Annotated in this window: 21 protein-coding genes; 8 read left to right on the top strand and 13 right to left on the bottom strand. The window is 52.7% G+C overall.

The genetic code is table 11. From position 1 onward, the window contains the following. Positions 1-355: 355 nt before the first annotated feature. From ABLN94_RS22465 to glyA, 5 genes are all read right to left on the bottom strand, one after another. Positions 356-1609, bottom strand: a complete 1254-nt coding sequence (locus ABLN94_RS22465) for a D-amino acid dehydrogenase (RefSeq protein WP_352996631.1) — start codon at positions 1607-1609, stop codon at positions 356-358. Positions 1610-1643: 34 nt separating this feature from the next. Next, positions 1644-1988 (bottom strand): RidA family protein, encoded by a 345-nt coding sequence (locus ABLN94_RS22460; protein WP_352996629.1) that lies wholly within the window; start codon positions 1986-1988, stop codon positions 1644-1646. A 75-nt stretch (positions 1989-2063) separates the two neighbouring features. Further along, positions 2064-3035, bottom strand: a complete 972-nt coding sequence (locus ABLN94_RS22455; protein ID WP_352996627.1) for a helix-turn-helix domain-containing protein — start codon at positions 3033-3035, stop codon at positions 2064-2066. 25 nt (positions 3036-3060) lie between these two features. Then, complete coding sequence (locus ABLN94_RS22450; protein WP_352996625.1) at positions 3061-4377, bottom strand: D-serine ammonia-lyase; 1317 nt, start codon at positions 4375-4377, stop codon at positions 3061-3063. Between the two features lie 115 nt (positions 4378-4492). Further along, complete coding sequence (gene glyA / locus ABLN94_RS22445) at positions 4493-5758, bottom strand: serine hydroxymethyltransferase (RefSeq protein ID WP_352996623.1); 1266 nt, start codon at positions 5756-5758, stop codon at positions 4493-4495. Between glyA and ABLN94_RS22440 the strand changes: the two genes are divergently transcribed. Next, positions 5758-6765 carry a LysR family transcriptional regulator gene (locus ABLN94_RS22440; protein ID WP_352996621.1) on the top strand — a complete coding sequence of 336 codons (1008 nt, stop codon included), beginning with the start codon at positions 5758-5760 and terminating at the stop codon, positions 6763-6765. The genes glyA and ABLN94_RS22440 overlap by 1 nt on opposite strands. Before the next feature lie 82 nt (positions 6766-6847). Here the strand turns inward: ABLN94_RS22440 and ABLN94_RS22435 are convergent, their stop codons facing one another. Next, positions 6848-7738, bottom strand: a complete 891-nt coding sequence (locus ABLN94_RS22435) for a LysR substrate-binding domain-containing protein (RefSeq protein ID WP_352996619.1) — start codon at positions 7736-7738, stop codon at positions 6848-6850. A 396-nt stretch (positions 7739-8134) separates the two neighbouring features. Here ABLN94_RS22435 and dctP point away from each other — a divergent pair, with 396 nt between their 5' ends. The 4 genes from dctP to ABLN94_RS22415 all read left to right on the top strand — a co-directional run bounded on the left by dctP (position 8135) and on the right by ABLN94_RS22415 (position 11943). Further along, positions 8135-9142 (top strand): TRAP transporter substrate-binding protein DctP, encoded by a 1008-nt coding sequence (gene dctP, locus ABLN94_RS22430; RefSeq protein WP_352996617.1) that lies wholly within the window; start codon positions 8135-8137, stop codon positions 9140-9142. Positions 9143-9218: 76 nt separating this feature from the next. Further along, positions 9219-9749: a TRAP transporter small permease gene (locus ABLN94_RS22425; RefSeq protein WP_352996615.1), complete on the top strand. Its 531-nt coding sequence runs from the start codon at positions 9219-9221 to the stop codon at positions 9747-9749. Then, positions 9749-11053, top strand: a complete 1305-nt coding sequence (locus tag ABLN94_RS22420; RefSeq protein WP_352996613.1) for a TRAP transporter large permease — start codon at positions 9749-9751, stop codon at positions 11051-11053. The genes ABLN94_RS22425 and ABLN94_RS22420 overlap by 1 nt, the downstream gene beginning before the upstream one ends. A 71-nt stretch (positions 11054-11124) precedes the next feature. Beyond that, a complete protein-coding gene (locus tag ABLN94_RS22415) occupies positions 11125-11943 on the top strand; it encodes a universal stress protein (RefSeq protein ID WP_352996611.1) in 819 nt (272 codons plus the stop codon). A 259-nt stretch (positions 11944-12202) separates the two neighbouring features. Here the strand turns inward: ABLN94_RS22415 and ABLN94_RS22410 are convergent, their stop codons facing one another. Beyond that, positions 12203-13039, bottom strand: coding sequence for an SDR family oxidoreductase (locus tag ABLN94_RS22410; protein WP_352996609.1), 837 nt, complete (start codon positions 13037-13039; stop codon positions 12203-12205). Positions 13040-13200: 161 nt separating this feature from the next. Between ABLN94_RS22410 and ABLN94_RS22405 the strand changes: the two genes are divergently transcribed. Then, entirely contained in the window at positions 13201-13770 is a 570-nt protein-coding gene (locus ABLN94_RS22405) for a TetR/AcrR family transcriptional regulator (protein WP_352996607.1), read from the top strand. A gap of 90 nt (positions 13771-13860) precedes the next feature. On the opposite strand, the gene ABLN94_RS22400 is transcribed toward ABLN94_RS22405, so the two are convergent. Together ABLN94_RS22400 and ABLN94_RS22395 are read right to left on the bottom strand one after the other, a co-directional pair. After that, positions 13861-14634, bottom strand: coding sequence for an SDR family NAD(P)-dependent oxidoreductase (locus tag ABLN94_RS22400; protein ID WP_352996605.1), 774 nt, complete (start codon positions 14632-14634; stop codon positions 13861-13863). An 11-nt stretch (positions 14635-14645) separates the two neighbouring features. Further along, positions 14646-15572 carry an NAD(P)-dependent oxidoreductase gene (locus tag ABLN94_RS22395; protein WP_352996603.1) on the bottom strand — a complete coding sequence of 309 codons (927 nt, stop codon included), beginning with the start codon at positions 15570-15572 and terminating at the stop codon, positions 14646-14648. Between the two features lie 98 nt (positions 15573-15670). On the opposite strand from ABLN94_RS22395, the gene ABLN94_RS22390 reads away from it, so the two are divergent. Both ABLN94_RS22390 and ABLN94_RS22385 read left to right on the top strand, forming a co-directional pair. Beyond that, positions 15671-16597: a LysR substrate-binding domain-containing protein gene (locus tag ABLN94_RS22390; RefSeq protein ID WP_352996601.1), complete on the top strand. Its 927-nt coding sequence runs from the start codon at positions 15671-15673 to the stop codon at positions 16595-16597. 396 nt (positions 16598-16993) lie between these two features. Beyond that, positions 16994-17140 carry a hypothetical protein gene (locus ABLN94_RS22385; RefSeq protein WP_352996599.1) on the top strand — a complete coding sequence of 49 codons (147 nt, stop codon included), beginning with the start codon at positions 16994-16996 and terminating at the stop codon, positions 17138-17140. 607 nt (positions 17141-17747) lie between these two features. Here ABLN94_RS22385 and ABLN94_RS22380 read toward each other — a convergent pair. The 4 genes from ABLN94_RS22380 to ABLN94_RS22365 form a co-directional block, all read right to left on the bottom strand. Further along, the gene (locus tag ABLN94_RS22380; protein ID WP_352996597.1) at positions 17748-18557 is read right to left on the bottom strand and encodes a PhzF family phenazine biosynthesis protein; all 810 of its coding nucleotides are present in this window, start codon (positions 18555-18557) and stop codon (positions 17748-17750) included. Positions 18558-18648: 91 nt separating this feature from the next. Next, positions 18649-20055 (bottom strand): amidase, encoded by a 1407-nt coding sequence (locus tag ABLN94_RS22375; protein WP_352996595.1) that lies wholly within the window; start codon positions 20053-20055, stop codon positions 18649-18651. 4 nt (positions 20056-20059) lie between these two features. Continuing rightward, positions 20060-20263: a hypothetical protein gene (locus ABLN94_RS22370; protein ID WP_170552071.1), complete on the bottom strand. Its 204-nt coding sequence runs from the start codon at positions 20261-20263 to the stop codon at positions 20060-20062. A gap of 130 nt (positions 20264-20393) precedes the next feature. Continuing rightward, positions 20394-21548 carry a M24 family metallopeptidase gene (locus ABLN94_RS22365; protein WP_352996593.1) on the bottom strand — a complete coding sequence of 385 codons (1155 nt, stop codon included), beginning with the start codon at positions 21546-21548 and terminating at the stop codon, positions 20394-20396. Positions 21549-21653: the final 105 nt, after the last annotated feature.

Below are 21653 nucleotides of genomic sequence, written 5' to 3'. Positions count from 1 at the left end.
ACGTTTCGTAAGTTAGGCACTGTTACCCGATCGCTGATTTATAGGCGTTCAAGTTGAGCGGCAGTCGAAATTTACGCTGCAATTGGTCGACAGATCTCAAGGTTGCGGAAACACTGGATCCGGTTTCAATTCAGCGAGACGGTGAGTGCCTTTCGCACTCCCCCTTCTCAAACAGCAGGCCTGCTAAATGGCCAAACTTGCAAAAGAATGCGGTCGGGTAATTGTCTCGGTAGTAGAAGTAATTGGCTGCTGCGACACTGACTGCAACAACCAAAACTCCAAGCAGCCGTCGTTTCCTTTCCATCTTCAACTGCCGTTGCCTGATGAAGCTCTGGGGAAAAAGTTCAGGACAATTTCATGCATATCGGTTTGCCTCGAGCCCTTCGAACGAAATGTCAGGCTGGCGTTCAACGACCAAGTCCGCAACCGCGCGACTTGATCCACAGGCCATTGTCCATCCAAGAGTTCCGTGCCCAGTGTTCAGAAAAAGGTTTTTGAACTCAGTGCGCCCCAATACGGGTGTTCCGTCCGGAGTCATTGGACGCAGCCCGGTCCAATTTTCAATTTTTGTCTGATCGCCGCCATCGGGGAAAAGATCATTGACGACATAGCGCACCGCATCGGTCGCGTGTTTGCCCAGCTTTTTGTTGAACCCGATGATTTCCGCCTGACCAGCAACGCGAATGCGGTCGCCAAGCCGTGTCAACGCGACCTTATAGGTCTCATCCATGATGGTGGATTGCGGCGCTGCGACCGGGTCTTTCACTGGCAGAGTTATGGAATAGCCCTTCACCGGATAGATCGGCAGATGAATGTCCAGTTCTTTCAGCAAGACGGCGGAATAGGGGCCGAGGCAGCAGACAAATCCATCACCCTCAAACGAGTCCTTCTCGGTCAGAACGGATGAAATCTGATCGTTTCGGGTTTCGAAGCCCATGATGGTTTCATTGTACCGAAACTTGGCACCCATTTTCTCGGCTTCGGCCGCAAGGGCTGCGGTGAATTTCCGGCAATCGCCGGTGCGGTCGGATGTTAACTGCAGACCACCGACAAATTTCTCCGCGACATTGGCCAAGCCCGGTTCTGCGGCGATACAGGCATCGCGATCCAGAACTTCAAATGGTGAGTCAAATTCGCGAAGAACGTCCTGATCAACCTTTGACGCCTCAAGCTGTTTTTCGGTCCGGAACAGTTGCAGTGTTCCAAGGTTTCGCTGGTCGAAATCGATTGGAACGTCTTTCAACAGATCCGTCAGCGCGTCTCTGCTATAGCTCGACACCCGCACCATGCGGCTTTTGTTGATGCGATAGGATTCTTCGTTGCAATTGCGCAGCATCTGCAATCCCCATGCCCACATAGACGGGCTGGGCAAAGGCCAGATTGTCAAAGGTCGGTGCCGCATGAGCAACCATTTCAAAGCCTTTTTAGGAATTCCCGGCGCAGCCCATGGAGATGACATTCCGTATGAAAGCTCTCCAGCATTCGCAAAGCTTGTCTCAAGCCCCGCTTCCCGCTGTCGGTCAACGACGGTGACATCGACGCCTTGTTTCGCCAGATAATACGCTGTGGTGACGCCGATGACACCCGCACCGAGTACGATGACTTTCATTCGCTTAAGCTTTCACTGACCTGAATTGGCTGAACTACTCTGCTTCAACAGCAGTGACGATCACTTCGACGCGGAGCTGCGGACGTGCAAGTTTGGCCTCGCCGCAAGCCCGAGCCGGCGCATGACCCTCTGGAACCCACGCATCCCATACATCATTCATTTCTTTGAAGTCGGCCATGTCAGATAACCAGACAATGGCTTGCAGCATGTGCTTGCGGGACGAGCCGTATTTTTCAAGAAGAGCGTCAACGCGGGACAGACAATCTTTTGTCTGCTCTGCCACCGTGTCACCGCTTCCGACCTGACCGCAGAGATATAGCACCCCGTTGTGCTTTACGACTTTGCTCATGCGTTGGCCGGTTTCAAAACGTTCAATCATTTCCTGTTCCGTGATTTAGTGAGTGAGTGTCTTCTGGTTGCTGAGAGCGATATTCCATTGGCTAAAAGAAACCCGTTATTGGTATCTGCTCGCCCTGCAGCGAATAGGTGTTGTTTCATACCTTCTCCGAAACCTCAGGTTGAAGCTTGACCGCGACGTGAAACCAGTTGCGATCGATACTTCGTCGATCGACAAATCTGTGAACTTCAGGAGGTGGTAGGCGCGTTCCAAACGTATGTTCAGGTAGACGGATGTCGGCGTTTCCCCAAAAAACCTTTGAAACTTGCGTTGCACTTGACGCGGCGACGCCTCCAATGACTTCGAAAGCCCATCAAGACAAAGCGGATCTTCCACGTTTTGTTTCATCATCGCTATAGCGCGACAAAGAGTTGAATTTCCTTTCGCAAGTCGAAGGTAATGGTTCTCGGCCTCAGATCGGTTCGCGGAGGAAGAAAAAGTCAGGCCAATGTGGCTCAGAACTTGCTGCGCGAGAAACTCACCGCAGTCATCAGCGACCATAGACCCGATCATGTGCAACGCCGCAAGTTCACCGGTCGCGGAATGCACCTTGCCATGGCGGAAGGCTGGCACATCTTCCGGCGCTATCTGTATTGCCTCTTCATCAGCCGCCTCAAAAAATTTGGTGTGGATACAGAAGCTGTAGTTTCGAAGGAAAGGCACTTGAGCCGCAAGCAAAACCGCACCTCCAACGAGCCCGATGCGATCTGTGCAAGGTAAGTGTGTTCTCAATAATCGTGTGCCGATTTCACTTGGCAGCCAGGGTTTGCTTAGACCGCCAAACAAAATGACTGTTCGCGTTGACAGGTTGGAACGCAAGGAAAACGCACTTTCCACACTGCGAACAACTTCTATTCGGTACTTCTTTTCTGATGCAAACCTATTTGTGAGTTTAAGAAGCTCCAAACATGCTGCCACGGCATACATGGAGTTGCAGTCCTGAACGACAAAGACCACGTCTTTGGCGCTGCCGCTGTGCTCTCCCCAAAAATCATTTGGGTCGGCAATGATCTCGGTCTGATGCAACATAGCGTACCTCGGATAGGTGTTTGGCTCAGGGATCGTTGAGAGAGTTTTCCGGAGGCGTATCTGCCTTGTGTAGAAACTTGGAGAATTCCTGGTCCGGCACCAAGCTGCCGCCAGTCGCCCAAATCACGTGAACTGCGTTACACATCACAGGGCTTAAACAGTTTTCTTTCAGGTATTTCTGACCTTCATCAGAGCCCAGAACGATTGCGGGGCCGCCGAGACCAGCTGCAGCAGATGGTTCCAGTTTTTGCCCGGTTTTTTCCCACGCAACCCTCAACCAGCGGAAAAGGTCACTATCGCGCACCGTGTAAACACCACTCAGCAACGGCTGCATAACGTGCGCAACAAACCGGCTTACTTCGGCGACAGCCATTCCATCAGCTTCGGTCTTGTTTGTCAGGCCGATGTCGTAGACGGATACAGGTCTTTCTAAACCCGACGCCAGTTGAACCAAAGCGCAAGGGGACTGAGCAGGTTCGACGAAAAAGCTGTGCGCGTGTAAACCAAATTCCTGCGCGATCCCGTAGGCTATTCCGCCTGGCGCCCCTCCGATCCCGCAAGGAAGATAGAGAAACAAAGGCGTGTTTCGATCTATCCTAATACCTTTACTCTCTAACTGTTTACGCAGCTCTGACGCTGCGGCTGAGTAGCCGTAGAAGAGTAGTTCGGATCTTTCATCATCAACAAAATAAGTATTGGGGTCATTGTCCGCTTCGGCGCGGGCTGCGGAAACCGCGGTGCCATAGTCGGCTTTGTGCTGTACAACCTGCACATCATAGTTCCGCAGCCGCTCAACCTTCCATGGTTTCGCATCCGAAGACATGTGAACAACGGCACGAAACCCAAGCGCGCGCGCGACGACACCAATGCTAAGTCCAAGGTTTCCGGTCGAGCCAACAGCAATAGTGTATTTTCCGAAAACGGACTTGATGGAGTCATTAGCGAGATGCTCGATCGGATCACAGGGCGACATCAAATTCAGCTTGAGTGCCAGCGACAAAGCGTACTGACATACCTCATAGATTCCGCCTCGAGCCTTTATCGAACCTGCCACAGGCAAGTTGTTGTCAGTTTTGAGAAAATACCGACCTTGCGAGAACCCGAATTCGCAATCTTGTGCCGTTAACTCTACCAAATCAGATGCCAAAATGCCCCTGCTGGTTTTCAACTCCGGAAAGCAGTTTTCAAGCAACGGGGCAAATTTTTCCCAATTGGCGACCGCTTCCGCCACCTTTTGGGGATGAGCAACGTCGTTTGAAACGTCCTGAACCGATATTCTGTTGGAATTGATCCACAGCACCGGGTCTCCTGATAGAAGTCGGGCTTTCAAGCTATGTTCCATGACGAATTAGGCCCCGAAGTATCGCACCATTAGAGATTGAAGGAATTGCCCCGTCGCAAGGGAGTATGCGACGGGGCAGGTCTGTGGTCCGGATTTCAGACCACCTGGGAGTGTATTAGCTGGCGTAAGCGGGAAAGGCCGCGCACAAGTCCGCAACGGCGGCTTTGCAGCGCGAGACTGTCCCATCGGTTACGCCGGCGGCTTCTGCCTCAATGAGGTTTGCAATCAAGTTGCCAAGTTCTTCAAACTCGGTTTCTTTCATGCCGCGAGTGGTGGCAGCGCTCACTCCCAACCGCAATCCAACCCATTCGGGCGGACGCGGGCTGTCATTTGGAATTGCGTTCTTGTTTGCAGTAATGTTGGCCTTTTCCAGAACAACTTCAGCACGTTTGCCGGTGATGCCTTTCGGGCTGAGATCAACCAGCACCAAATGAGTATCGGTACCACCGGACACAATGCGTAACCCGCGACCCTGCAGCGTTTCTGCAAGTTTGGCCGCATTGGCTTTGACCTGGGCGCCGTATTCTTTGAACTCATCAGTCAGCGCTTCGGCGAGGCAAACCGCTTTCGCTGCGAGTACCTGGCTGTGAATCGAACCCTGAACACCCGGGAATACGGCCGATTGCAGCTTTTTGAACCACTCCTCGTTATTGGTGAGGATCAGGCCGCCGCGGGGACCACGCAGTGTTTTGGTGGTTGTACAGGTAACGATGTCGGCGTGAGGGAAAGGCGACGGGTGCACACCTGCTGCGACGAGGCCTGCAATGTGCGCCATATCCACATGGAAAAAGGCGCCTACATTTTTGGCGATCTGACCCATGCGTTCAAAGTCGATCTCACGTGGGTAGGCGGAACCACCAGTGATGAGCAGTTTGGGCTGGATTTCGTTTGCCAGATCCTCAAGCGCGTCGTAGTCGATGACTTCGGATTCAGCATCAACTCCATAGTGGTGCGGCTCGAACCAGCGTCCGGACAGGTTGGCTTTCAGTCCATGGCTCAGGTGGCCACCGGCCGCCAGATCCAGCGACAGAACCTTGTCGCCTGGCTTGAGCAGCAAGAAGAAGACCGCCAGATTGGCCTGGCTACCCGAATGCGGTTGAACGTTGGCATAGTCACAGCCGAACAGCTCTTTCGCACGATCAATTGCAGCCTGCTCGACGATGTCGACAAACTGTCCACCGCCATGGAAGCGGTTACCGGGATAGCCTTCCAGTGTCTTGTTGGTCATCTCGTGTCCGAGGACATCCAGAACCGCACGGCTGACGATGTTTTCTGAAGCGATCAGTTCGATCTGATCTTGCTGACGCTGTTTTTCGTTAATCAGCGCTTCTGCAACAACAGGATCGGTCACCACGATGGGGGTCGAAAAATGTTGCGACATTGGATTTCCTCCAGAGGGGTTTCGATGGATTAAAAATCCGCAGTTTGTCTGGCCAAAGCAAATCAGTATTGCTATTTTTTTGGCGCAGAAAAACTAAGGCTAAACCAATGTCACTTTCTCCCCGCCGCCCAAAAGGACCGCACCTGAATGCCCTGCGCGCATTTGAAGCCGCTGCCCGATTGAGGAGCTTTGCTGCGGCTGCAGACGAGCTATCCGTTACTCCAGGTGCAATCACTCAGCACGTCAAATCGCTCGAGGCTTGGGCCGGGGCTCAGTTGTTTGTCAGGAACGCGCGAGGCATAACTCTCACGCCTTTGGCAGAAAAACTCTTACCCGGATTTAGCAAAGCATTCGATCAGCTTGGCGACGTCGTGCAAGAGTTGCGTGCAACTGCACAACCGCTGAAAGTCAAAGTTGCCGCCCTGCCATCGGTTGCGCAACTTTGGTTGGCTCCTCGGCTCGGGAAACTACGCCTTGTCGCTCCGGAGATTTCCGTTTCGGTGGTTGCACTTGAAGCCCCACCAAACCTCGCGCGAGAGCCGTTTGATTTGACACTCTTTTATAGCGGCACGGTGTTGAGAGAAAACGAAGTTCCAATCTCGGAAGATATCATTTTTCCCGTATGCGCTCCTGCGGTTGCGGCACGCCTGAATTCAATCACTGATCTTTCGAATGAGACCCTTTTGATTGACGAATCCTGGACAGATGATTGGCAATTTTGGTTGAACAGCCAGCCGGATGGCAACTCCGTGGTTCAATCAGGAACGACCCATTCTCTATTTTCCGTAGCCTTGGAGGAAACCCGCCATGGCGGGGGAGTATTGATGGCGCACGAATTGCTGGTGCGCGAACTCTTGGAAAGTGGAGCCCTCGTTCGCCCTTTCGAAGGCTCACTGAAGCTTCCTCGGAAACTTGTAGCCAGGTACACTTCATCATTTCGCAGGTCGCCTGCCTTTGACAAGGTGCTATCGCTCCTCCTGGACGAATTGCACACAGACACAGCGTAGCCTATGCTCAAGTCGATTAGTTTAACATGCTCATATCAGGGCGGTAGAAGTTGGGTCTGAACAGTTGGATCACCACCCCACCTCATTGCTTAGAAACTTTCTCCTTTTCCGCTCTAATCCAATCCCAAAAAACTCGTACATTCGGTTTATTGAGGTTTTCTTCGGAGGTTAGGACAAAGTAGCTTTTCGGAGCCACTATCTCCTGCTCGAAGGGTTTTACTAACCGCCCAGAAGAAATCTCTTTGTCCAACAAACCTGTATGACCGATCGCGACTCCGCCCCCGTCGATGGCGGTTTGTATCAATGCGGAATACAACGAAAAACCGAGAGAATTCTTAAGCTCAGGGCCATCAACTTCTGACAGCCAATAGTTCCAGTCCTCGTCCCAGTAGAGATCATACAGTGCTGGCACACTAAGAAGGTCATCAAGTGTCATCCCATCGGGGTATTCGCGCAGCAATTCGGGTGAGCAAACTGGCGTCAGCCTTTCGGACAGAACGCGCATTGTGACGAACTCGTCAGGAGGCGTCTCACCATGCCAAATCATGATATCAAGATTGCCGGTTCGGAAGTCTGGTTCTATCAAATCTGCGATGAGTTCGGCTTTGACGTCTGGAAAATGGTTCAGAAACTTTTGGACAAGCGGCAATACCAGCCTTTCAGAAACAACATGCAAAGCTCCAATTCGCATCGGTTGTGCTTCATACTGCGCCTTGAATATTTGCGTCTTTCGTTTGAAGTCACCAAGCAACGATTGAGCGATTTCAAGGTACTTTTGTCCAGCTTCGTTGAGTTCAACCCCTCGTGAATGCCGTTGGAACATTTCAACGCCCAAACCTTGCTCAAGGTTTTTGACCTGATGAGCTATCGCCGCCGACGTTAAGTTCAATTCGTCTGCCGCCTTCTTGAAACTGTTTAGGCGCGCTGCTGCCTCAAACGCGCGCAGCGAATAAATCGGGGGCAAGCTGGGCATACTCTCTTCTTCCCAGTTACGTAGAGCTAAATTCAGTGAAAGTTACTTCCATTTGGTCGTTTTCCAGATTTGGGAATGGGTTTTCGGCCTTTATCGAATTACCAGCTTCGGCATAAATTTTATTTTGTCAATCTCCTGCAATTGACAATAATTCGATTCACATGCCGAGTTTCAATCAACCGCTTGTAAATAAGAAAAAACTTGATACTTTCCATGTGTACTTCTCCCCATCTCGCCATCCACTGAGATACTGCCATTGGGCGTTAGGCATAAAATTTCTTTGCCAAGACCAAAATCTTCCAGTTTGTCAGGATCGCCTCAAGGTCGGACAAATTATGCACTGTCGGACCTCCTGCATGTGGTGGGCGGTTGAGACAACAGAACTTGGGAGGAGTTATGAACTTCAATCATTTTTCTAAGTTTGCCGTAGCAACCGTGTTTGCTACGGGAACGATGCTGTCGGCCATTAACCCGGCGCAAGCAGACGAGCGGTTCACCTTGGCACACCCAATGCCGCCTGAGCACATCTTCCATCCGACTTCCGAGAAGTTCATGGAAGCCCTGGGGGATGGATACGAGGTCGAGTATCACCCAGGTGGAGACCTCGGCGACTGGACGTCTTTGTTTGAGCAGTCCATGCAAGGCGCGGTCCCAATGACCATGACCTTCGCGGCAACAGAATTCGATCCGCGCCTGAACATTTTCGCAGCTGGGTACATTGTCGACAGCTGGGAGCAAGCCCGCGAGCTCTATGGGCCTGGCGGCGCTCTTATCCCGGTTTACGACGAAATCCTGGCTGACCTCGATATGAAACTCGTCGGCGTGCTGCCGGTCGACTTTGGGGGCTACGCGATCCGCAAAGGTGTGGGCGAAGTACCGCTGAACCTGCCAGAAGAAGGCAATGGCATCAAAGTTCGTGTGCCTGGCCTGGAAATCGCCATCAAACGCTATGAACTGCTGGGCTTTAGCCCGGTTCCGATGCCATTCTCCGAATTGTATACCGCCCTGCAGCTGGGCACCGTGGACGGTCGTACTTTTGGTCCACCGCCGGAAATCTGGCAGATGCGCGACGTGTTGGAAGCATACGTCTACAGCAAGGACTATTTCGAGCACGCCTATTGGCTGGTCAACAAAAGCTGGTGGGACGGTTTGTCTGACGAAGACCGCAGTGAAATCCAAGGCGCGGTAGACACAGCCGTTGGATGGGCCTGGGACGAGGCCCAGAACATCAGTGACAAAACGCTGGAAGACATTCGTGGCGCAGGAATCGATGTCGTTGAGTTCTCACCCGAGCAGCTCGAAGCCGTGAAAAAGATTGTCTACGAGCAGGAATGGCCTTTCCTCGAAGAAATCGTAGGCCCGGAGACAACCGCAGCCCTGAAGTCTGCGGCCGGCATCAACTAACGATGCCTCCTCCCGACTGCCCGGCAAATTGCCGGGCAGTTTTTTATCAGAACAATCCATGTAACGGGGGGAACAAATGACACCCGAAACTACGGGAATAACCGCGTTTGAACGGGGGTTCTTGTTGATCCTCAAATCAGCAATGATCTTCTTTGCGCTTTCACTTGCCATACTGATGTTTGTCACCGTGATCATGCGGTACGGAATGTCCAACCCATTCTTGGCGATCGAAGAAGCCTCTATTTTGCTGGGAATTTGGCTGTACTTTGTGAGCGCCAGTTACGTTACAGGCACGCGCGCGCATATATGCGGCGGCGCGTTGCATCTGGTCGTTAAGAGCGAAAAGAAGAAAAACTATGTGCGTCTGATGACGTCTTTGATCTGCCTGGGCGTAACGTTGGTCGCGCTGTACTACGCCGCTCAATACGGCTGGTTCACATTCGAACGAGGACGAAAAAGCACTTACTTGCAGTGGCCACGATCAATCTGGGTCGCAAGCATGGTGTTTGGTTTTGCCGTAATGGCGCTGTTTTTCCTGCTTCAAACCATGCGCGACGCCTTGAAAATCCGAGATTTTAACGAACAAAACGTGATGGGAGAATCCTGATGCTCGCGGTTTCTGTGGCACTCATACTGATTGTCGTCCTGCTGATGCTGGAGGTTCCGGTTGCGTTTGTTTTCGGGCTGGCATCGTTGGTTATTGTTCTGATCACCGGCCGAGACATCGCCTTCCTCATCCCCTATGCGTACCAACAGGAAAGCAGCTTTGCGCTGCTGGCTTTGCCGCTCTTCGTGATCGCAGGCTCGTTGATGGGGGCCAGTGGCATTTCGGATCAATTGGTTCGATTTGTGAACTCGTTTGTTGGCTCGATCAAAGGTGGGCTTGGTGCTGTCACCATCGTGACCTGTGCCTTGTTTGGCGCAATTGCCGGAAGCGGGTCTTCTGCGATTGCGGCCATCGGATCGATGATGATCCCACGTATGGTCGAGGCGGGGTACCCGCGCTCATACGCCATTTCGCTCGTCGCCTGTTCCTCAGTTCTGGCCATTCTGATCCCTCCCAGTGTCGCGATGATCCTGTTCGCAATTACGAGTGGTCTATCGGTCGCCGCCTGTTTCCTGTCCACCATCATCCCTGGTGTGCTGATCATGGCGATCTATGTGATCATGAACGGATTTCAGGCACGCAGGTTCAAGGATCTTGAGGTCGAGCCCAAGGTTTCACTTCCGCAGCGCGCCGGAAAGATTTTCCGCGCAACCAAAGGTGCATTTTGGGCCTTACTGATGCCGGGGATCATGCTGGGGGGAATCTATGGTGGAATATTTACACCAACCGAGGCCGCAGCTGTTGCCCTGATCTATACCCTTCCCGTCGGGTTCATAATCTACAAGGGTCTGAACATGCGCACGACGACGGATGCGCTTGTCGAAGGTTCGCGCAACACTGGCGCCATCATGATGATGCTGTTCTTCCTGTTCATCATGAGCCGCGCGATGGTGCAGGAAAACATCCCGAAAGATATCGCAGACTTCATGCTTTCGATTTCGGACAACAAGATGGTCATTCTGTTGATGATCAACCTGTTGCTGTTGATGCTGGGCATGTTGGTTGACGATACGGCTGGCGCTGTTTTGGCGGCGATTGTTCTCCTACCTGTGACCAATGAGATTGGCATCCACCCGATCCACTTTGCGGCCATTGTCGGCACCAACCTCGGCCTGGGGAATGTCACGCCACCCTGTGCCCCACTCCTCTTCATGTCCGGGGCGATTGGGGGTCAGACAATTGACCAATACATCAAACCCACACTGAAATTCATGCTGATTGGCCATCTGCCTGTGGTGCTGCTTGTGACTTACATTCCCGACATTGCGCTGTACCTGCCGCGCACCCTGATGGGGATAGTGTAAGCAGTCTGAGGCCCCGCGCAGACAGGCTCGGGGCCTTCTTACACGAAATCGACTGAGTAAAGGGACAAGCTATGCCGCTCAAAGATATTCTCGTTGCATTCAGCAATGGCAGCACGTCAAAAACTGTTCTCAACTTTGGTTTGTCACTGGCTGACCAGGCAGGCGCAAAGATCACCGCGATTCACGTGACACCGCCGGTGATGGAAGAAAACCAGATCCTGTCCTGGATGCCCGAGCGGCTCATGAAACAAGTTCAGCGTGCTAACGAAGAAGCGCCGATCAAAGCCAAAGAGGCGCTTGACCAGCAAATCGGTACGTTCAGAACAGTGAATTGGCGTGTGGAGTCGGGGGACGTTTCAGACAAGCTTGCGTCACACTCCCGCCTGCATGATCTTTTGATTGTTGGGAAATACGCTGAAACAACCGAAGAATCCGGAGCCCATGTTCGGTCGGAGCATATCGTAACACGGTCGGGGCGTCCGCTTATTGTCGTACCGCAGAGCTGGAGTGCTGGAGGGCCGCTCAAAAGAGTGGTCGCTGCCTGGGATGGCGGTTTGACTGCGACACGAGCTCTGTGTGATCTGCTGCACCTGATGCCGTTCATTGACCATTTGGATGTGGTGAGTGTAACTCAGGCGAGCGAAAACGCATCTCCTTTGAAAGAGCTGAGAGAACACCTTTCACACCACTGCCAAAACTTCAGTGTAACTGCGTTGAAACCCGAGGGGGCGACCGCCATCCAAATCCTAAATTACTGCCGGGAAACCGAGGCCGACATCTTGGCAATTGGTAGCCGAGGGACCCCCCGTTTACGCAGTGGGCTGGTGCACGGTGGAACTGGGCGTACGATCCTTGATCGGTCCGATACACCGGTTTTTGTATCTTACTAATCACTTCGACCGAAGAAGCGCGGATATGCACGTCACTCTGCAGGCGGGCAAACCAAGTAAAAGCACGTCCAAAATCAAAAGTCGGTGCACTACTAATACTTGTCCGCAACTTCACTTTACGCGGTGAGTTTCCTTACACCCAGTCTCACAAGTGGTGTGGCAGCCCGCTGAAAATGTAGCGGGCTGCGTTTGTTCGTATGAGTTGGTCTATGGGTTTGAGAACGCAATCCTAAATGCAGATCTTCGCTTTAGATGAGCCCTACCAGCCCTTCGGAAGGATTGAGTCTTTGAACATTTTGTCCATTGCCTTTTGCGGCAGGAACCGACGCAAGAACGTCAACATCTTTGCATCTTTTCCGATGAAGTTCCGATGCGAGGGGGTCCCTGTGACGCAATTGTAGATCAGGTCAGCAACATCCTTAGGGTCACCGAAACCGAATGGCTTCGGGGGCTGCGCCAGAATTGCCGAGTAGTGGGACTGAAAAGACTCTCGCAGTCCATCCAACTCTGGCTTTGCATTTCCATCCAGCCAGTTCGAGTTATGTCCAAAGCCGGTCTTGAAGGCGCCGGGCGCAACGGAACATGCGGAGATGCCAAACTGTTCCAACTCAATTCGCAGTGACTCCGTTAGCCCTTCGACGGCAAACTTGGTTGCGTTATACAAAGCAATCATGGGTAGTCCGATGCTGCCGCCGACCGACGTCACATTCACAATCGAGCCACTCTTTTGCTTGCGCATTTGCGGCAGTACTTCCTGGGTTACCAGAATGACACCTTTAAGATTGGTGTCGATCTGGTTGTCGATGTCCTCATCACTGGCTTCTTCAAGGAATCCCGCGACGCCGTATCCAGCGTTGTTGACCAAGGCGTCGAGGCTGCCGAATTTCTCAATCGTCTCAGCTACGGCGGCTTTGATGCTCTCACGGTCCTTCACGTCAAGTCGTGTGACCATAACACGGTCGAGTTTATGTAGCTCCTGATCTTTTTCGGGGCTGCGCATAGTGGCAACCACATTCCAACCTTCTCGTTGAAATTTGAGTACTGTATTATAGCCGAACCCAGAGGATGCGCCTGTTATCAGAACAGTCTTAGGCATGCTTTTCTCCATCTATGTGTCAGGTCTTAACAAGCTGTTAGATCAGTGCTTGCGGTCATTTGGGCTTGCCGAGGCGTTTGATTGAGCGTAAGTAATCATGCGATTACTTTTTGTCAATAAAAAGTTAATCAAACGATTACATTTTTGCGGGAGAATCAAAAATGACAATAAAACCAAAGAGTAAATCGGAAGCAACAAAGGCCAGAATCCTTGAAGCCGCAGCGACAAAATTCTCCCAAAAAGGCTATGACAATACGAGCACGCGTGAAATTGGCGAGTTGGCCGAAGCAAATATCGGCCTCCTGAATCGCTATTTCGGATCTAAAGAGGAATTGTTCCGACAGGCTATTTTATCTCAACTGACGCTGCTTCCCGTCTTGGAGGGTGACCCAGCCGGCTTGGCTGGTCGACTTGGCGAAATCTCAGCGCAAAAAAGTAAGCAGAGCGATACTGGCGTCGATATTATGATGGCGATCCTACGATCAATTGGAAGCGAAGCTGTTGGGCCAATCATTCAAGAAATCTTGACAACGAAGGTGACCGGCGAGGTGCAAAACCACTTGAAAGGAAACAACGTTGAGGCGCGTGCTGCTATGGTCGTCGCGATTACCTTTGGCGTGGAAGCCGTGTTTCGCACCATGCAAGTTTTTTCGGAAAAAAATATAGACACCGAGCAAGTTACCGAAATGGTGACGGACATAATATCGCGCGTTGTTGAGCCGCAAGACTGACGGGACTTAGAGTTATTTGCAGAACATCGGGCGTGGCAAGGAACTAGCTCAAATAGCTTCACCTCGTGTTCTTGCGACAGTTTCAATGCGTCATGTTGTTGCCATCAGCGCATTGTCCACGACAAGGATTTCACCATTTACAAAGCGGGCGTCTTCGCTGGCCAGAAACAATACTGCGGAGGCGACTTCTTCGGGCTCACAGAATCGACCCTGCATTTGAGCAATGTCGCTCTCGGAGCATGATTCACCCAGAGCAATAAGTTCCTGTGCCTCAAGTTGGCCGTGATCTGTGTTGATGAAACCCGGCGCGACGCCGTTGCACCTGATGTTTCGATCCCGAAACTCGGTGGCAATGGCGCGCGTCAGCTGGATGCAGGCACCCTTGGAAACGCAATAGGCCGACTCCATGGCCGAGGCCGACAGGCCGGATACCGAGCAGGTGTTGACGATAGCTCCGCCACCGGCCTCGATCATATGCGGCAAGGCGGCCTGACAGGCGTGGAACATGCTGTTGACGTTGATCGCCATCAGCCTGTTCCACTCATCCTCGCGGGTCTCGAGGAAAGGTTTCACGATGACCGTACCGGCATGATTGAATAACACGTCGGTTGACCCGAAATGCGTTTTGACCGCGGCAATCGCGTCAAAGACACTGGCTCTGTCCGAGACATCGGTGGTGACGAAAAGCGCGTCGCCACCTGTGGCCTGAATCTTTGAAGCCGCCTGTTGACCCGCCTCTTGCTGAATATCCAGAATAGCGACCTTTGCGCCTTGCTGGGCGAACAGGTGGGATGCGGCCAGACCGCATCCTCCTGCTCCCCCAGAAACGATGACGGTTTTGCCCTCAAATTTCCGATCGGTCATCGCAGCCTACCTTACTCTTCCATTTTCGCCAGAACGTCCGTGTGCGCCCTGTCAGCAAAGTACTTCGTCGCATAGGCATAGTCTTTTTTGCCGAAACCATCCGCGCGCATGAACTGATACAGCTGCATGGCCAGCGAATTGATCGGCAGCGGTACTTTCAATTCGCGGGCCAGGTCTTCCACAAGACGGTGGTCCTTGTATTGCAGATCGACCGCAAACCCTTCATCGAAGTCGAGACGCCGCAGGCGGGGCATGACGTAATCGGTGAACGTGTAGCTTTTTCCATCGGAACGCTCGAAGACCTGATTCACAGTTTCAGGGCTGAAGCCAGCGGCGGACGCGAGCGTCAGGGCCTCAGCCGCAACCAGGTTGTAGATTCCAGATGCGAGGTTACTGATTAGCTTGAGGATCGCGCCATTCCCGGCTTCGCCGAGATACAAAACATGCTTACCGCATTGTTCTATGATCGGTTTTGCCCGATCAAAGGCTTTCTGCGTTCCGCCGCACATGAAGGTCAGGTTGCCCGCGCGCGCGCCGTCGATCCCAGCGCCCATAGGCTCGCCACCGCTGACCGGGGCTTCTACATAATCCACGCCTGCGCCTTCGGCCATCTGATGGAATTCACGCACGGTATTCGGGTCAATCGTGCTTGAATCGACGATAAGTGTTCCAGGGCGCGCATGGGCAAGGACGCCGTTCTCCCCAAGCAAGGCTGCTTTCGCGACGTCAGGGTTGGGAAGTGAGATGAACAGAACGTCCGAGTTCTTCGCCAGTTCTTGCGCGGAGGTTGCGCCCGACGCGCCGATCTCTTCCAAGGCTTTGATGCGATCAGCATCAATGTCAAAGACCGTCAGGTCGTGACCTGCCTTCAGCAGGTTCTTTGCATAGTAAATTCCGATTGTGCCAAGGCCAATCTGGCCAAATTTCTGCGTTTCCATAAGAGTGCCCTATTTTTCTCTGCGAAACCGTCTGCCGGTTCAGCCTTGTTTGCCCATCATCACTAAGCAGACCATCTGTTCGCAACGCAGTTTACGTGTTGACTGAGTCAGAAAAACTAAGCCAGATTTGGCGGGTCATGGCTAAATCTATTCCTCCTTTGAAATCACTGCAGGCATTCGAGGCCGCCGCTCGTTTAAGTAGCTTTCTTGAGGCAGCACACGAACTAAGCGTAACCCCCGGCGCAATCAGTAGGCACATAAAAATTTTGGAACAGTATCTTGGTGCTATACTGTTCAAGCGACACAGCAACGGAGTAAAGCTTACTTCTTCGGGCGCCAGTTACGCCAGAAAGGTAGTTACCATTTTTGAGGATCTGGACAGTGCGACAAAGGCGATCAAGTACAGTGCGCCTCGAAACAACCTTACGGTTTCATCCCTGCCGGTATTTGCCGAAAGATGGTTGAGTGAGCGTCTGACTTCTTTTCAAATGGCGTTTCCGAATACCGACTTACAAATCGATACGCATGTAGATGCCGAGTTGTTTTCGCGCCCAAAAGTAGATGCATGGATACCATTTTCGGATGGGGATCACCCGGGCTTTGAAGTACATCACTTGTTTGATGAATTTTTGGTACCCGTATGTAGCCCAAGTTTTCGAAAAACCTTTCCTGACAGTCCAAGCGTTGATGAAATAGTTAACTCAACCCTTCTGCACGACGTAAACTGGGGAAACGATTGGTCACATTGGGCGCAAGCGGTGGGAACAGAGGGTCAAAGGCGAGACGCAGGACTGAAATTTTCCCTGTACAGCGGAGTCATTCAAGCCGCGCTTGACGATTTGGGGGTCGCAATAGGCCATGTCTCAATGATCCAAAAGGAGCTGGCCATTGGCCAATTGGTTGAGTTTTCTGAATATCGGATCAAGTCACCGAAGGCATTCTACCTCGCAATTCCGAGACCAAAAACTGCAATGAAAAAATCGAGAAGTTTGGTTGCTTGGTTCGAACGCGAATGCAAACGGTAGTGCGGTGCCAATTTATCGAAAGCCCCTAAACATAGCGATGGGCTGTTCAGCTGGGTAGGCTCAACCCCACCTGCTCATGGCTGAATTTTCTGCACCAATTGCTGCAGAAATCGCACTGACTCCTGTCAAACTTGCACAACCTTCGGAAAAATTCGCACCTATTCCTGAAAAATTCGCACCGGTCGGAGTTTAACAAATTGATTTTACATCTGAAAAACAACCCTGAAATAACAGAAAAACAGGAAAAATAGAAAGGCCAAGATGAAGCCTTTGGGTGCTTTATTAGCGTATGGAGCAAGTTCGATGGTTTCCTCGGCGATACAATATTTCGCCTCAACTTCCCCTGCACGACCCCAGAGTTAAGCCCTCACCACCTTGGTTGTGTATGCTACGCGCATGCTGAATAACGGCATGAGGCTGGAAGAAGTCTCCCACCTTCTGGGTCATGCAACCATCGTCCAGACTCAGAAGTACGCCAAGTTCGCCAAGAAGGAAGTAGCTGATAAAGCACGGCAAATGCTCAACGCACGCAAAATCGCCTGATCAAAAAGACATGGCACACTATCGGGAACAGTATGGAGTTACTATACAACCAATGGCACACAAAGCACCACATAAGTCACTGATTTTGTTGGATATGTGGAACGTCACTGATAATTGACTCAATCGACAGCCAAAACCTGAATAAATCGGTCAATCACGTCATTCAATTCTGACCCAAACGTCAAGCATTTCTGACCCAGAACGAAAAGCGGTCCTTCATCGAAGCCGCAGTTGAGGTCTCAATTGTGCCCACACTTCCCGGATGCTGTACCTCGAATGAAAAGCGGTAAAGCTCCAAAACGATCATTAGGTCTGTTGACGCGACCCAAAGCGGGCGTGGGCAGTGTGTTGACATGATGCAACGCTGCTTATGCCGAAAGCCGTCCTACGCGTATGGTCATGCAGTATGGATCATTGTTTGGGTGGCGACAGTCCCCATGATCTGGGCGAGTTGCGTGCCATTTCCCGGTACCTGTGAAATACTAGACACACAAAAAGTGGTACTTTTTGCCACCTTAAATACAGCGCAGGTGGCCACGATTTTGGGAACAAGCTGGGCGCTGTGGCCTTTGGTCTGCTTGGCGCCAGGGGTCGGTTTGCAGTCGCTTTATTGCGCAAACAAAAAACCCTCCAACGAAGTTACAACCGTTCCTTCAAGGATGACGCGACGACCATCAGTTTCACAAGAAATGACACCGCCTCGCGCAGATAACTGGCGAGCTAACAATCGTTTTTTCTCCAATCTCCGAGACCAATAGGGTGTCAAACAGCAGTGTGAAACGCCTGATACGGAGTCTTCTGGCACACCATTCGCCGGAGCAAAGAACCGCGAAACGAAATCAAAATCTCCTGTCCCCTGTGCCGATATGATGACTGCGGGCAATGGCAAGTTTGCCAGAGCAGCAAAGTCCGGAGTACAGCTCAGAATTTCATCTTCGCTGTCAAAAACAGCCAGGTAGTGCTTTGCAGCCAATAATTTCGAGGGCTTCTTACCAAGTGCTTCGATCAGGCCTGTGGGGGCGTCGATCACCTCTGGCACAAGTGCGGGCATATCCAGACGCAGTCCGGCTTCCCCGCGTCGAACAGTCATTTGGACAGAACCAGAATGGAAAGTGACTGCTTCTAATCCAATCCCTAGATTGGTGAACACTACGTGAGCAGCGGCAAGCGTTGCGTGTCCGATCATATCGACCTCACGTGTGGGGGTGAACCAACGTATGTCGTATTCGGAATATACATCCCTGCTGAGCGCATTTGTTCGAGGGACAAAAAACACCGTTTCAGATTGGTTCAGTTCACTCGCGATGGATTGCATGACCGGTACTGGTAGCCATTGATCCAGCGGGCAAACGCCAGCAGGGTTTCCGCTGAGAGTACGGTCTGAAAAGGCGTCGACGATATAGGTCCGAAGTTTCATCTATTGTCCTTGTCTGAAGGGCTGGATGACGGCATCCCGTGTCAAGGTAGCGTGTTCAGAAAGAAGCAACTGAAGGTGCAAATTCATCCTGTTAGCCATCCACGTTCGGTAGCGGGATCGAAAACGCTCCATCGTTTTCAATGACAAAGGCGGCGTGCAGAACGGTGCCTTCCTCAAAATATCGCCCCACCAGCTGCAACCCTATCGGCAGTCCTTCTGAATGCATTGCACAGGGCATGGTCAGCGCCGGGTGGCCGGACATATTGAAGAAGGTGGTAAACCGGGTGATGGCATTGCCAACCGCCTCCTCCACTCCGTCGCGGGTGGTTTTCACGGTTCCCAGCTTTTGTGCAATTTCAGGCGTCGCCGGCGTTAAAATCAGGTCGACCTCATCAAATAGCGCGTTGGTCTCTTGCCGATAAAGCTCTACGAAGCGCTTGGCGCGGACATAATGTTCGGCCAGCAGGGTCTGTCCCAGCGCCAGACCGGCGCGGAAGTCCTGCCCGTAGAGCTCGCCCCGGTCCTGCAGATAGGCCGAATGCGCGCTCAGCGCTTCGGGCATCTGCACAGTGAGAGACACGGCGCGGCTATGTTCGAGATCCGGGAACGTCACTGGAACCAGGGATGCTCCTTTCGTGGTTACAAAGCTTTTGACCTCCTCCATTGCCGCCAGAATTTCCGGATCGGTTCGCTCGTAATAGAAATTGGTCGGGATACCGATGCGCAGCCCCGAGATATCGTCGTCGAGCGCCGCGGCATAGTCTTCGACCGGAAGGTTCTGCGAGCCGGGATCGCGAGGGTCATGTCCTGCAATTATTCCGAGTAGATCAGCGCAATCCGCGACGTCTCGTGTCATGATGCCCACATGATCCAGCGTCCAGCTATAAGGGACAACGCCTGTGGTCGGCACCCGACCGATGGTCGGTTTCAGGCCCACCAGCCCGTTCAGCGCGGCCGGAGCGCGCACTGATCCGCCAGTGTCCGTACCTAGGCTGGCAGGGACCATGCCGAACGCTACCGCTGCCGCTGATCCGCTGGATGATCCTCCGGCCAGGCGGCTTGGATCATATGCATTCACGCACGTACCGAAGACCTCGTTCTCACCGGTTGCGCCGTAAGCAAACTCATGAAGATTGGTTTTGCCCAGGTTTATGCCATTGGCCTCGCGCATTTGCGCGATGGCAAAGGCGTCCTCGGTCGCGATCCGGTCGTGAAACACACGCGATCCGGCTGACGTCAGAACCCCTTCGATATCGAACAGATCTTTGGATGCATAAGGAATACCCGCGAAAGGCGATCGCTCCAGATCGTCGCGCGTGAGGACTTCGGCCACTCTCCGCGCCGTTTTGTCCGTCACGGTGATGAAGGCTTTGGATTGGTCATTGTGCCGAGCAATCCGCTCTGCAAAAACCTCAACCAGTTCAGTGGGCGTGATTTCGCGGGTATCGAGCCTGGATTTCAGAGCGCGGACCGTTTCAAACGCTATTTCATTGGTCATCAGGTTATCGCTTTTGAACGGTCAGAGCCGGAGGTATCGTGCCAAGGTCAATCTTGCGAAGGACCTCCAACTCGTCCAGCAACTCCTGAAATCCGGTTATGATGCCCAGTTTCGGGTCTACAAGCTCGTCTATTTCCGCATCGCTCCAGTCGTGCGAGGCCATCTGGCTGCAGATACCTGTCAGAGTCTCTTTTTTCAGTTTTTGCATGCTACCCATCCACGCAGGTTCCGATGAAGCCTCCGGCGCGCCAATACGCGCGCCGGGCTCGTGCGTAACAGTTGCGGCAGTTCGGGTGTTTGGCAACGTGTTGCCACCGTTGAACCTACCGTTTGTAGGCTCATTTGCTCAGCAGGATCTCACGCGGATAGTTCGTGATGTAATCGAATCCGGTTTCGGTCACGACAACCGAGTCTCCGATCCGGCCCGCAGTGACACCATCAACCGAAATGCCGCCATCGACAGCAAAGGTCATACCCGGCTGCAGCACGGTCTTGTCACCGGCTTTCAGCTCCGGCGCTTCCAGATAAGCGACACCGATGGATCGGCCTGTACGGTAGCCGGTTTCATACCCACGTTCCTGATAGACTTCGTTGGCGGCTGCAGCGACGTCTTCGGCCAGAACGCCCGGGCGGATCGCGTGAATCGCGGCCTGCTGTGCGTCAATCGCGGCCTGCTGCACTTCGCGGTCCAGGTCTTTCACTTCACCGATATGGAACATGCGGTCAAAGCCCAGCTTGTACTGTTTGAACTGCGCCATGTTGCAGAAGCAGAAATAAACGGGATCGAACTTTTCATAGGCTTTCACACCGGCGCGACCATGCACCATCGAGGTATTCTTGCCGCTTTGAACGATCTGCAGGTTGTGGATCATCGGCGAAACAAAGCTGTCCCAGCCCTTGTCGGTCAGGAAGGTTGCCGCTTTGCGCGAACCCGCGTCGATCACGGCGAGCGCCGATTCATACTCCTGCGCGCCTTCCTTCAATGAATTATGCGCGGCAAGCATCATCGCACCAGCGATCTCTCCAGCCTGTTTCATCACCTCGATTTCGAAGGGTGACTTGATGGTACGCATTGCGCCCAACACCGGAGAGATATCCTTGAGCGGCACGCCCGGATAGGTCTCGTCCAGATGATTGCGGACAATTGCAGGGATCGAACCCTTTTCAACCCAGATCTCGGATGGGTTTTCACCCAAAGCACCGGCCAGCGCCCGGCCCCATGTGCGTTGCCCGATATCTTCCCAGGTCCGCACGTCCTCGACCCATGTCATGGCACCGACCATTTCCGACTCCATCAGCGGCGTGATGACGACAGGCGAGTCTTCCGCGTCCACCACCAGCATAGTCGGCCGCCCGAACTCGATCCCCAGGTAACCCCAGAAACCTGCCAGATAGGCCATCGAGCTTTCATCGGTAAACACAGCCTTCTGGATGCCAGCATCCTTCATGCGGCTCTGAAGTTCGATCGTTCTTTGTTTAGCGTGTTCAAGCATGTGCCTACATCCTTCAAGAAAAGCCAACGGCATGACACCAAAACCGAAGGCAGGGTTGATCCTGAGGCCGTCCTGTCATTGTCGCATGGACGACCATTTCGATTG

Origin of the sequence: Ruegeria sp. SCP11, assembly GCF_040329455.1 — a bacterium.
Lineage (GTDB): Bacteria > Pseudomonadota > Alphaproteobacteria > Rhodobacterales > Rhodobacteraceae > Ruegeria > Ruegeria atlantica_E.
This window is presented reverse-complemented; position numbering and strand designations above follow the sequence as displayed.

What these genes read in the sequence shown, in the direction of transcription:
- ABLN94_RS22460 (WP_352996629.1), bottom strand. Translation starts at nt 1,988, where the DNA reads ATGATTGAACGTTTTGAAACCGGCCAACGCATGAGCAAAGTCGTAAAG.
- ABLN94_RS22420 (WP_352996613.1), top strand. Translation starts at nt 9,749, where the DNA reads ATGCTCGCGGTTTCTGTGGCACTCATACTGATTGTCGTCCTGCTGATG.
- ABLN94_RS22405 (WP_352996607.1), top strand. Translation starts at nt 13,201, where the DNA reads ATGACAATAAAACCAAAGAGTAAATCGGAAGCAACAAAGGCCAGAATC.
- dctP (WP_352996617.1), top strand. Translation starts at nt 8,135, where the DNA reads ATGAACTTCAATCATTTTTCTAAGTTTGCCGTAGCAACCGTGTTTGCT.
- ABLN94_RS22380 (WP_352996597.1), bottom strand. Translation starts at nt 18,557, where the DNA reads ATGAAACTTCGGACCTATATCGTCGACGCCTTTTCAGACCGTACTCTC.
- ABLN94_RS22395 (WP_352996603.1), bottom strand. Translation starts at nt 15,572, where the DNA reads ATGGAAACGCAGAAATTTGGCCAGATTGGCCTTGGCACAATCGGAATT.
- ABLN94_RS22415 (WP_352996611.1), top strand. Translation starts at nt 11,125, where the DNA reads ATGCCGCTCAAAGATATTCTCGTTGCATTCAGCAATGGCAGCACGTCA.
- ABLN94_RS22400 (WP_352996605.1), bottom strand. Translation starts at nt 14,634, where the DNA reads ATGACCGATCGGAAATTTGAGGGCAAAACCGTCATCGTTTCTGGGGGA.
- ABLN94_RS22410 (WP_352996609.1), bottom strand. Translation starts at nt 13,039, where the DNA reads ATGCCTAAGACTGTTCTGATAACAGGCGCATCCTCTGGGTTCGGCTAT.
- ABLN94_RS22385 (WP_352996599.1), top strand. Translation starts at nt 16,994, where the DNA reads ATGCTGAATAACGGCATGAGGCTGGAAGAAGTCTCCCACCTTCTGGGT.
- ABLN94_RS22455 (WP_352996627.1), bottom strand. Translation starts at nt 3,035, where the DNA reads ATGTTGCATCAGACCGAGATCATTGCCGACCCAAATGATTTTTGGGGA.
- ABLN94_RS22365 (WP_352996593.1), bottom strand. Translation starts at nt 21,548, where the DNA reads ATGCTTGAACACGCTAAACAAAGAACGATCGAACTTCAGAGCCGCATG.
- glyA (WP_352996623.1), bottom strand. Translation starts at nt 5,758, where the DNA reads ATGTCGCAACATTTTTCGACCCCCATCGTGGTGACCGATCCTGTTGTT.
- ABLN94_RS22435 (WP_352996619.1), bottom strand. Translation starts at nt 7,738, where the DNA reads ATGCCCAGCTTGCCCCCGATTTATTCGCTGCGCGCGTTTGAGGCAGCA.
- ABLN94_RS22425 (WP_352996615.1), top strand. Translation starts at nt 9,219, where the DNA reads ATGACACCCGAAACTACGGGAATAACCGCGTTTGAACGGGGGTTCTTG.
- ABLN94_RS22375 (WP_352996595.1), bottom strand. Translation starts at nt 20,055, where the DNA reads ATGACCAATGAAATAGCGTTTGAAACGGTCCGCGCTCTGAAATCCAGG.
- ABLN94_RS22370 (WP_170552071.1), bottom strand. Translation starts at nt 20,263, where the DNA reads ATGCAAAAACTGAAAAAAGAGACTCTGACAGGTATCTGCAGCCAGATG.
- ABLN94_RS22465 (WP_352996631.1), bottom strand. Translation starts at nt 1,609, where the DNA reads ATGAAAGTCATCGTACTCGGTGCGGGTGTCATCGGCGTCACCACAGCG.
- ABLN94_RS22450 (WP_352996625.1), bottom strand. Translation starts at nt 4,377, where the DNA reads ATGGAACATAGCTTGAAAGCCCGACTTCTATCAGGAGACCCGGTGCTG.